Origin of the sequence: Aequorivita xiaoshiensis (assembly GCF_022008395.1) — a bacterium.
In the GTDB taxonomy this organism is placed as follows: Bacteria; Bacteroidota; Bacteroidia; order Flavobacteriales; family Flavobacteriaceae; genus Aequorivita; species Aequorivita xiaoshiensis.
Map to the genome: position 1 here is coordinate 101,579 of NZ_JAIRBB010000010.1, position 9,900 is coordinate 111,478.

At 35.5% G+C, this 9,900-nt stretch carries 10 protein-coding genes; 3 read left to right on the plus strand and 7 right to left on the minus strand.

Annotated features, from left to right (window positions below; genetic code table 11):
* Window positions 1-107: 107 nt before the first annotated feature.
* The 6 genes from K8344_RS11220 to K8344_RS11245 all read right to left on the minus strand — a co-directional run bounded on the left by K8344_RS11220 (window position 108) and on the right by K8344_RS11245 (window position 5,970).
* Entirely contained in the window at window positions 108-1,364 is a 1,257-nt protein-coding gene (locus K8344_RS11220; protein WP_237608779.1) for a sulfate adenylyltransferase subunit 1, read from the minus strand.
* A gap of 295 nt (window positions 1,365-1,659) precedes the next feature.
* Entirely contained in the window at window positions 1,660-2,565 is a 906-nt protein-coding gene (gene cysD, locus K8344_RS11225; protein ID WP_237608780.1) for a sulfate adenylyltransferase subunit CysD, read from the minus strand.
* Between the two features lie 136 nt (window positions 2,566-2,701).
* On the minus strand, window positions 2,702-3,292 hold the full coding sequence (gene cysC, locus K8344_RS11230) for an adenylyl-sulfate kinase (RefSeq protein WP_237608781.1): 591 nt from the start codon (window positions 3,290-3,292) through the stop codon (window positions 2,702-2,704).
* Between the two features lie 189 nt (window positions 3,293-3,481).
* Entirely contained in the window at window positions 3,482-3,910 is a 429-nt protein-coding gene (locus K8344_RS11235) for a DUF2061 domain-containing protein (RefSeq protein WP_237608782.1), read from the minus strand.
* Window positions 3,910-4,698: a 3'(2'),5'-bisphosphate nucleotidase CysQ gene (gene cysQ / locus K8344_RS11240; RefSeq protein WP_237608783.1), complete on the minus strand. Its 789-nt coding sequence runs from the start codon at window positions 4,696-4,698 to the stop codon at window positions 3,910-3,912. The genes K8344_RS11235 and cysQ overlap by 1 nt, the downstream gene beginning before the upstream one ends.
* Before the next feature lie 72 nt (window positions 4,699-4,770).
* Entirely contained in the window at window positions 4,771-5,970 is a 1,200-nt protein-coding gene (locus K8344_RS11245; RefSeq protein WP_237608784.1) for an NAD(P)/FAD-dependent oxidoreductase, read from the minus strand.
* A 181-nt stretch (window positions 5,971-6,151) separates the two neighbouring features.
* Here K8344_RS11245 and K8344_RS11250 point away from each other — a divergent pair, with 181 nt between their 5' ends.
* Window positions 6,152-6,631 (plus strand): ferritin-like domain-containing protein, encoded by a 480-nt coding sequence (locus K8344_RS11250; protein WP_139855635.1) that lies wholly within the window; start codon window positions 6,152-6,154, stop codon window positions 6,629-6,631.
* A 77-nt stretch (window positions 6,632-6,708) separates the two neighbouring features.
* On the opposite strand, the gene K8344_RS11255 is transcribed toward K8344_RS11250, so the two are convergent.
* On the minus strand, window positions 6,709-8,094 hold the full coding sequence (locus tag K8344_RS11255; RefSeq protein WP_237608785.1) for an MBL fold metallo-hydrolase: 1,386 nt from the start codon (window positions 8,092-8,094) through the stop codon (window positions 6,709-6,711).
* A gap of 137 nt (window positions 8,095-8,231) precedes the next feature.
* On the opposite strand from K8344_RS11255, the gene K8344_RS11260 reads away from it, so the two are divergent.
* Together K8344_RS11260 and K8344_RS11265 are read left to right on the plus strand one after the other, a co-directional pair.
* Window positions 8,232-8,567, plus strand: coding sequence for a hypothetical protein (locus K8344_RS11260; RefSeq protein WP_237608786.1), 336 nt, complete (start codon window positions 8,232-8,234; stop codon window positions 8,565-8,567).
* A gap of 18 nt (window positions 8,568-8,585) precedes the next feature.
* Window positions 8,586-9,611 (plus strand): M28 family metallopeptidase, encoded by a 1,026-nt coding sequence (locus K8344_RS11265; RefSeq protein WP_237608787.1) that lies wholly within the window; start codon window positions 8,586-8,588, stop codon window positions 9,609-9,611.
* The last annotated feature ends 289 nt before the right edge of the window (window positions 9,612-9,900 follow it).

Below are 9,900 nucleotides of genomic sequence, written 5' to 3' on the forward strand. Positions count from 1 at the left end.
AAATTCAAATTAATAAGTGGCAAAAGTAAGATAATTTTTATTGAATGCTAATCTTATTAACACTAAATTGTTTCTAATTTAATATTTGGGTTAATTACCGGAAATATTTAGACAATCATCCCTGCTGCTACCGTCTCATGTGTGGAATCTTCTATTAAGATAAAACTTCCTGTAATTCGGTTGTCGCGGTATTCGTCTACCATTAAAGGGCGTGTAGTGCGAATGGTAATTCGGGCAATATCATTCATATTCAAGGTATTATCCTCCTCTTGACGAGCATAGGTGTTGACATCTATTTTATAAATCACATCTTTTATCATTGCCTTTTGTTCGTTTGAGGTATGAACTATAGTGTATTTCGCCCTAGGTTTGGCTGCAGAAGTATTAAACCAACACAGCATCGCGTCAAATTCCTGTAAGGCTTTAGGTTGGTTGTTTTGCTTTACAATCATATCACCACGACTAATATCTATATCATCTTCTAGAGTAATAGAAACACTCATAGGTGCAAATACCTCATCCATAGCGCCTTCCATAGTATCGATGCTTTTAATTTTCGAACTAAACCCAGATGGCATAACAACTACTTCATCTCCCTTTCTAAAAATTCCACTAGCAACTCTACCTGCATATCCTCTATAATCTATAAAACCTTCTCGTTGCGGACGTAAAACCGTTTGCACCGGAAAACGAGCGTCAATTTTATTGATATCACTCCCAATATGCATAGTTTCTAAGGCATGTAATAAAGGTGGGCCTTGATACCAATCCATATTTGTCGAACGATTTACTACATTATCACCATTTAATGCACTTATAGGAAGAAATTGAATGTCCTTAACAATAAGTTTCGAAGAAAAACCTTCAAACTGGCTAACAATATTCTCATAAACCTCCTCGGAATAGTCCACTAAATCCATTTTATTGATACAAACAATAATATGAGGAATTTGTAGAAGGGAAGCTATAAATGCGTGACGTTTAGTTTGTTCTATTACCCCGTGTCGCGCATCAATTAAAATTAATGCAGCATTTGCTGTAGAAGCTCCCGTAACCATATTTCGGGTGTATTGTATGTGCCCTGGAGTATCGGCAATGATAAACTTACGCTTGGGAGTTGTAAAATATCTGTAAGCAACATCTATAGTAATCCCCTGCTCACGCTCATCGCGTAAACCATCTGTAAACAACGCAAGATCAATTCCTTCGTGTCCTTTTTTACGGCTTGTATTTTCTACCGATTCCAACTGATCTTCAAAAATAGCTTTGCTATCGTACAGTAGCCTTCCTATTAAAGTACTCTTCCCATCATCTACACTCCCCGCAGTCGTGAATCTCAATAACTGATTCTTATCTATTTCCATTATAAATGCTTATCACAGTTTATATTATATTGAATATTATCTAATAGTGTTCTTCTCCCAAAACCCTTCATTACTCATAAGCAAGATTTAAAAACCAAGTTGAAAGAAGCTAAACTTTTGTCTCATGAAATTGAAACTACCACTCAACCTCCTGTATCACGATTTCGTCCGAACTCATAACTCACAACTCTGAACTCATAACTCTGAACTCACAACTCTTAACTCTTAACTCATAACTCATAACTCATAAACTTTAAGTAAGTAAATCCATAATTCTGAATTCTTAATTCTTAATTTAAAAATACCCCTCTCTTTTCCTGTCCTCCATTGCTGTATCGCTCCTTTTATCATCGGTACGATTGCCGCGTTCAGTTTGTTTCATAGCTGCTACCTCCAGAACAATTTTATCTAAGGTATCAGCATCCGATTCAATGCCACCTGTAATAGTGATATCACCAAGGGTTCTAAAACGAACTTTCTTAGTGTGAATCTTTTCGTTTTCCTCAAGTTTTAAGTATTCAGAAACTGGAATCCAAGAATCACTTCGCCATACTACTTCACGATTATGGGCTTTATATAAAGAAGGAATTTCAATTTGTTCTCTTTTGATGTAATTCCAAACATCCATTTCTGTCCAATTGCTTATTGGGAAGGCACGGAAATGCTCTCCTTCAAAATGTTTTCCGTTAAGAATATTCCAAAGCTCTGGGCGTTGGTTTTTTGGGTCCCATTGTCCAAAATCGTCTCTGTGTGAAAAAAAGCGTTCTTTTGCTCGAGCTTTTTCTTCATCGCGTCTGCCGCCGCCAATAGCACAATCTATTTTGTTGCTTTCAATAGCATCCAATAAAGTTGTTATTTGCAAGGCATTACGAGTAGCGTGCTTTCCTCTCTCTTCAGCAACACGCCCAGCATCAATAGATTCCTGTACAGAACCTACTAACAACTGTACTCCTAAATTCTTCACTAAATTATCTCTAAACTGAATGGTTTCAGGGAAGTTATGTCCTGTATCAATATGCAGTAAAGGGAAAGGTATCTTACAAGGGTAAAATGCTTTTTTTGCTAAATGGGTTACAAGAATAGAATCTTTTCCTCCAGAAAACAGTATTACAGGATTCTGAAACTGCGCATATACCTCCCGAAGAATATAAATAGCTTCAGATTCTAATTCATCTAAATAATTTAAATAATATTTACTCATTTACATTTTATTTATCCGAGGCATACCTCTTTACTCTCTGTTCTATTTTCTCTGCTCTATTTTCTATATTCCCTGCTCTCTTTTCTATGTTCCCTGCTCTCTTTTCTATATTCTCTATTCTCTGTTCTTCCCCCCTTTACTTTGCTCTATCATCAATCTCATTCAAAATTAATGAAACCGCATCTTCCACCGAAATCTGTGAAGTATCTATTTCAATATCTGCTGCCATAGGGGGCTCATAAGGTGCATCTACACCGGTAAAGTTTTTAATTTCTCCTGCTCGAGCTTTAGCGTATAAACCCTTAACATCTCTGCTTTCACATATCTCAATTGGAGTATTTACATATACTTCTATAAAGTTTTTATACCCTACAATCCGTTTTACCATTTCTCGATCCTCTCTATAAGGCGAAATAAATGAAGCCAAAACTATCAAACCCGCATCCAGCATTAAATTGGCTACTTCGGCTATACGTCTGATATTTTCCGTTCTATCTTCAGGTGAAAATGTCAAGTTGTTATTTAACCCACCTCTAACGTTATCACCATCTAAAAGATAGGTGTGCATATTGCGTTGAAAAAGAGCTCGCTCCAAAGCATCGGCAATGGTAGACTTTCCAGACCCCGATAGCCCTGTAAACCAAAGCAACATTGGCTTCTGCTCTTTTAAATCACTCCTTTCATTTTGAGAAACACTAAAATTATGTGGAATAATATTTTCTTTCATTATTAAAACAGATATTTCGTTTATTCTTTTTTCAACTTAACCAATAGCTGTATTTTTTTACAACTAAAATCTCCTCTACCCTTTTTCCTATCTAATGCCATTAATCTATATATAAAGAAGATTCATAATTCATAATTCTGCATTCTGAATTCATAATTATCTCACGTCTCACATCTCACGTCTAAAGTCTCACATCTCCACCCTATCAATCAAACCATAATCAATTCTATACCAAATTCGTTCGTGAATATAGTATAAAATCATTTTTGTTAAAAGTTCAGCTAGACCTATTTTAACTCCAGTTAAAGGGTTACCGGTTAACAGCCAAGCTAAAACCATAGTATCTGCTGTTCCCACCATTCGCCAAGTAATAGTTTTTGCTAAATGCCGCATTTTGTTTTCGCGAACCAATCCACTTTTTGAAAGATTGATACTAAACCAAACTCGTTCGTGTAAGTAATACAGTACCATTTTCGTTATTACCTCGGCGAATCCTATTTTTAACCCCGTCATAGGGTTTCCTGTGATTAACCATGATAGAAACACGGTATCTACAGACCCCACTATTCTCCAGGTTAAGGCTTTTGCAATATGTCGTTTTCTAGAAGGATCCTTCATCAAACTTCTGCAACAAAATAGTTGTTCAATAAATTAGGCTTGTTATAAATCATTTCGTTGCCAGTTGTTTGGTCAATAACACTTATACCAACTGCTTTGCAAATTGCATGTCCTGCGGCTGTATCCCATTCCATAGTAGGGGCATATCGCGGATATAGATGCGCCAAACCTTCAGCTAACAAACAAAATTTTAATGAACTTCCCTTAGAAACTATTTCAACCTTATGTTTCTTTTTTACCTCAGAAATAAAGTCTTCTGTTTCCTTATTTAAATGCGATCGACTTCCAACTATTTTTACTTCTGAAGTTATAGCCGAAGGTTTTATCGCTTCTGCTTTTGCAAAAATTTCTTTAACCGAATCCTCTTCAGAAGAAATAATTACTTTTCTTGACTCCTTTCCTGTTTCCGAAGTATAATAAAGCTCTTTTGAAACTGGAACGTAAATCACACCTAATATAGGAGCGCCATTTTCAACTAATGCAATATTTACAGTGAATTCACCATTTCGTTTTATAAATTCTTTTGTACCATCTAGGGGATCTACAATCCAACAATGTTTCCAGTCTTTTCGTTCTTCATAATCTAACTGACGGTTTTCTTCGCTTATAATTGGAATATCAGTAGTAAACAGATACTTCATTATAGCAGTATTTGCATTTTTATCTGCCTGAGTTAAAGGAGACGCGTCATCTTTAGTTTCAACATTAAAATCGGTTTCGTAAATTTTTAAAATTTCAGCACCTGCAACTAAGGCTGCTTTAATTGCTATTGTTAAAAGTGATTTCATACTCGCTTTGGTTAGGGGCTACAAAATACAATTTAATGAATAACAATAAAAAGTTATTAGCATCAACAAATATCACCTATCGAACTTGTAATATTCTAAATAAGGATGCGGGGTTTTGTTGATAGAGTTAATCACAGCGTCCATTCCCATTACACTAAATGTTATTCCATTGCCACCAAATCCTAATACATAATGTTCGTTTTTATTAGAATCTGTTTTTCCAAAATAAGGCAAACCATCTTTTGTTTCTCCAAAAGTTCCTGCCCAAGTATAATCTGCAATAAATGGAATTTCAGGAAAACACTTTTTAAAACTTTTAGTTAAGGCTTTTTCTTTTTTTGAAAGCAATGCATCCCGTTTCGCTGCATTCTTAAAGTCTCGGTCACCACCACCCATTACTATTCGTCCGTCATCAGTGCTTCTGAAGTATAAATAGGGTTCATCGGTATTCCAATAAATTCTATCTTTAAATGCTTTTGGAACGGTTTTAAATGCTTCAGACGCTAGAGCATAAGTGCTTTTTAATTCAACTATTTCCTCCTTTACAGTTTCTACACTTTCATAACCTGTACAGTGAACTATGTCATCTACTTCAATAGTAAAATCATGATTTACAGTAGCAATCACCTTTTCATCTTTAAATTTCACATTATTCAACGCTGTTTTATCATAAATTTGCAACCCTTTTTTGGTACAATACTTCAACAAATCGTGGGCAAATCGATAAACATCCATCACCGCGCCCGATTCTGACTCGATGGCAGCATAAGCATTTAATTCTATTTCACGTAAATCTTCTTTGGAAAGCCACTTCACCTTAAAACCGTGTTGTTGACGGGCTTCAAACTCTTCTTTAAGAAAAGTAACATCCTTTTTAGTGGAAGTAAAATAGACGCTCTTCTTTTTCGTAAACCCACATTTACTTTTAATTTTTTTTGCAATTAGTTCGAGGTCCGAAATAGATTTTTCACAATTTTGATAGCTTGATACCGCAATGGTGACACCCACAAGGTCGATTAATTTATGTAGCGGTTCATCGATTTCATATTGCAACATCGAAGTACTAGCAGCTGTACTTCCGTTACAAATATCACGTTTGTCCACCATGACCACTTTCTTACCTTCTTCTAAAAGTTTATAGGCAACTAGTGCTCCTGTTATCCCTGCTCCAACTATTAGAACTTCTGAAGAAGTAGATTCCCGAAGTGATGGATAACTCTGAGGGAATTCATTTTTTATTAACCAAAAAGGCTCGTTTGATTTTAAGTCCATAGTTTTTAATTGAAAGATAGAAAATTAACTTGAATCCATATTTAAACGTGAAAACAATATTCTTAAAATATGAATTGCACAAATCTTAACAACAATTGTTAAACACTTCTCAATTAAGAAAACTGTAAGATACTCAAGTAAATACTTCAAGTATCTTTATATCAACCAAAAAAAGAAAACTATGAAAACTACAAATGAAAAAGCAAGAGAAGACAACCACGATAACCTGGTTAACAATTTACAAGAGCTTTTAGAAAAGAATTACGATGCTGAAAAAGGGTTTACAAAAGCAATGACTGACGCAAAAACGCCTCAATTAAAATCATTTTTAAAACAGCAAGCCGTTCAAAGAAGTCGTTTTGCAACCGAGCTTACTAATGAAATTATCAATTTAAATGAAGAACCTAAGGAAAAGGGAAGTTTTGCCGGAGATCTTCACCGAACTTGGATAGATGTTAAAAGTGCATTTACAGGGCACGACGATGAAGCAATCTTAGAAGAATGTATAAGAGGTGAAAAAGCGAGTTGGGATGAATACGAAGACAAACTAAAGCACGAAAATTTTCCACCTAAAATTGCTGAAGTAGTTCAAAAACAGGCTACCGAAATTTACGGTACACTAAAGAAAGTGAGAACGCTTGAAGATATTGCCGACCATTAGGATGATGCTTAAATAAATAGAAAACCCCGAGTCAAAAACGATTAGGGGTTTTCTATTTAATTCTTAATAGTATTGTATTAAGCTTCCACTGGAATTCCAGCTTCTTTAATAGCTTTAAATCCTCCGGCAACATCCACTACATTATGAATTCCTCGACTTTTTAAAATAGAGGCTGCAATTACTGAACGATATCCGCCTGCACAGTGCAAGTAAAAAGGTTCATTTTCTGGCAAACCATCTAAATATTCGTTTAAGAAACCAAGAGGGGCATGTTGGGCTTGTGGAATATGAGCCGTATTATATTCACCATCATTACGAACATCCACAATAGGAACATTAGATTGCATTTTTTCTTTTAAAGTTTCCGCTGAAACTGACGTTAAGGTGTCGATTTCCTTACCTGCTTTTTCCCAAGCAGCTACGCCACCTTCTAAGTAACCTAAAGTTTTATCGAAACCAACTCTAGATAATCGTGTAACAGCTTCTTCTTCTCTACCCGGAGCAACTACTAACAGTATTTTTTGTTCTACATCGGCAAGCAAAGCGCCCACCCAAGGAGCAAATCCACCATCTAACCCTATAAATATAGAACGTGGAATATGACCTGAAATAAAGTCATTTTGATGACGAACGTCCAATACTATCGCATTTGTTTCATTAGCAACTCTTTCAAAAGTTTCTGGATCTAATGCTTTCGTTCCCTCAGCAAGTACTTCGTTAAAGTCTGAATATCCTTCGCGATTCATCTTAACGTTCATCGGGAAATACAAAGGAGGCGGAGCTAAACCGTCGGTAACTTCTTTTATAAACTCTTTACGCGTCATATCTGCACGTAAAGCGTAGTTCATTTGTTTTTGATTTCCTAAAGTGTCAACCGTTTCTTTCATCATATTTTTCCCGCACGCAGAACCAGCCCCGTGAGCAGGGTAAACAATAACATCATCGGCTAAAGGCATAATTTTGTTTCGAAGACTATCAAACAATATTCCGGCTAAGTCTTCTTGAGTAACTTCATTGGCTTTCTGTGCAAGATCAGGACGTCCTACATCACCTAAAAATAAAGTATCTCCACTAAAAATAGCGTGATCTTTTCCATTTTCGTCTTTCAGCAAATACGTTGTGCTTTCCATAGTGTGTCCTGGAGTATGGATTGCAGTTATGGTTACATCACCTAATTTAAATACCTCATTATCTTTTGCTACAATTGCTTCAAAAGTAGGATTGGCTAATGGGCCATATACAATTGGCGCTCCTGTTTGCTGCGAAAGCGTTATATGCCCACTAACAAAATCGGCGTGGAAATGGGTTTCAAAAATATATTTGATTTTAGCGTTGTCTTTTTCAGCACGCTCAAGATATGGCTTTGTTTCTCTTAATGGGTCGATAATTGCTACTTCACCCTGACTTTCAATATAGTATGCACCTTGTGAAAGGCAGCCTGTATATATTTGTTCTACTTTCATAATTACAAAATTTCTGCAAATATAAGAAATGCTACTACTATAAGTCGTTTCTAAAGTTTTGTATGGTCTTTTTCACAAAACTTTTACATTAAGACTTACAACTTATTTTATCTTTACCAATTAACCTAAAATGTAAAATGATGAAAAAACTTGCATTTATCTTATTATCGTTAATAATAGTATCCTGTGCTACTGAAAGTGACAGAGAAGCTGTTATTCGTGAATTGGCAAAAAAAGATGCCATTGAAAAACTAGAATTACCTGAAGGAACAAAATTCAATAATGAAAATATTGAAGTCACAGAAACCGACGTTGAAGACGGGACAATTGGAGTGAATTATTTGGTGAAAATCACAATCAAATCACAAGATCGCGATGGAAACGAAATAGTAAAAGTCCACACTTTTAAATATAACAAAGCTAATGGTGATGGTACTTCACCAAACCATTACAAACTTATTTCCCACGAATAAATTAAATTAAAACAACCTATGAAACTATTATTTCTGACAGTTTTTTCTTCGTTAATTCTATCATGTAACGCTACTCAGAAACAAACTAAAACCGATTCTACAGAAAACAACTTAAAATACGCAAATACAATAACCGCTAAAGAACTAAAAGAACACCTATATATTTATGCTAGCGACGAAATGGAGGGTAGAATGACAGGTTCTAAGGGGCAAAAAATGGCTTCGGAATACATTCGCGATTTTTATGTTAAACACGGAATAAAGTCTCCTATTGAGAAAGACAATTATTACCAAGTTGTTCCTGCTAGTTATTTTCAAGGAAGAGGCGACGCAAAAGCTTCTGAAAATGTTATAGCATATATAAAAGGTTCAGAAAAACCAGAAGAAGTAATTGTTATCTCAGCCCACTTAGATCACGTAGGGATGGATAAAGAAGGAAATGTATTTAATGGTGCCGATGATGATGGAAGTGGAACTGTAGCAATTATGATGATTGCTAAGGCTTTCCAACAAGCGGTAAAAGATGGGTACAGACCTAAGCGCTCTGTGGTTTTCCTTCATGTTACCGGAGAAGAAATTGGACTTTATGGCTCTCGCTACTATTCAGAAAATCCAATTTTCCCATTAGAAAACACTGTGAGCAATCTGAATATAGATATGATTGGAAGAATTGACCCTGATAAAAAAGACAACCCTGATTATCTTTATCTAATAGGAAGTAATAAACTTAGTCAAGAATTACAAGATGTTTCTGAAAAGGTAAATGAGAAGTATATCAACATGGAACTTGACTATAAATATGACGAACCTAACGATCCTAATCGTTTTTACTACAGAAGCGACCACTACAACTTTGCTAAGAATAATATTCCAGTAATATTTTACTTTAACGGAGTTCACGAAGATTATCACAAAATATCTGACACTCCTGACAAAATTGAATACGACTTGTTAGAAAGACGCACCAAACTTATCTTCTTAACAGCTTGGGAACTTGCAAATAGAGAAGAAAGAATTAAGCTAAACGACACTAGTAAGTCGTAATTTTAAGATTCATACACAATTACCAAAATCCTCCTAAATTTCTAGGGGGATTTTTTTATAAACCTTGGTAACTAATCAAATAGAGCGTTTAAAAAACAATCGTGGAGGTCCGTTCGAGCGCAGTCGAGAAATTTAAATAGCTGACTTCTAATTATAATGCTAGGTAACAGAATCGCGCGGGAACGGTTGGACTCCGCTCAGGGTAAACTTCTCAACCTAAATCGTACCTACAAAAACTCTTAAAACAAAAAAAGTCCTCCTTTTAAGGAAGACTTTGTCTTTTGGGTGG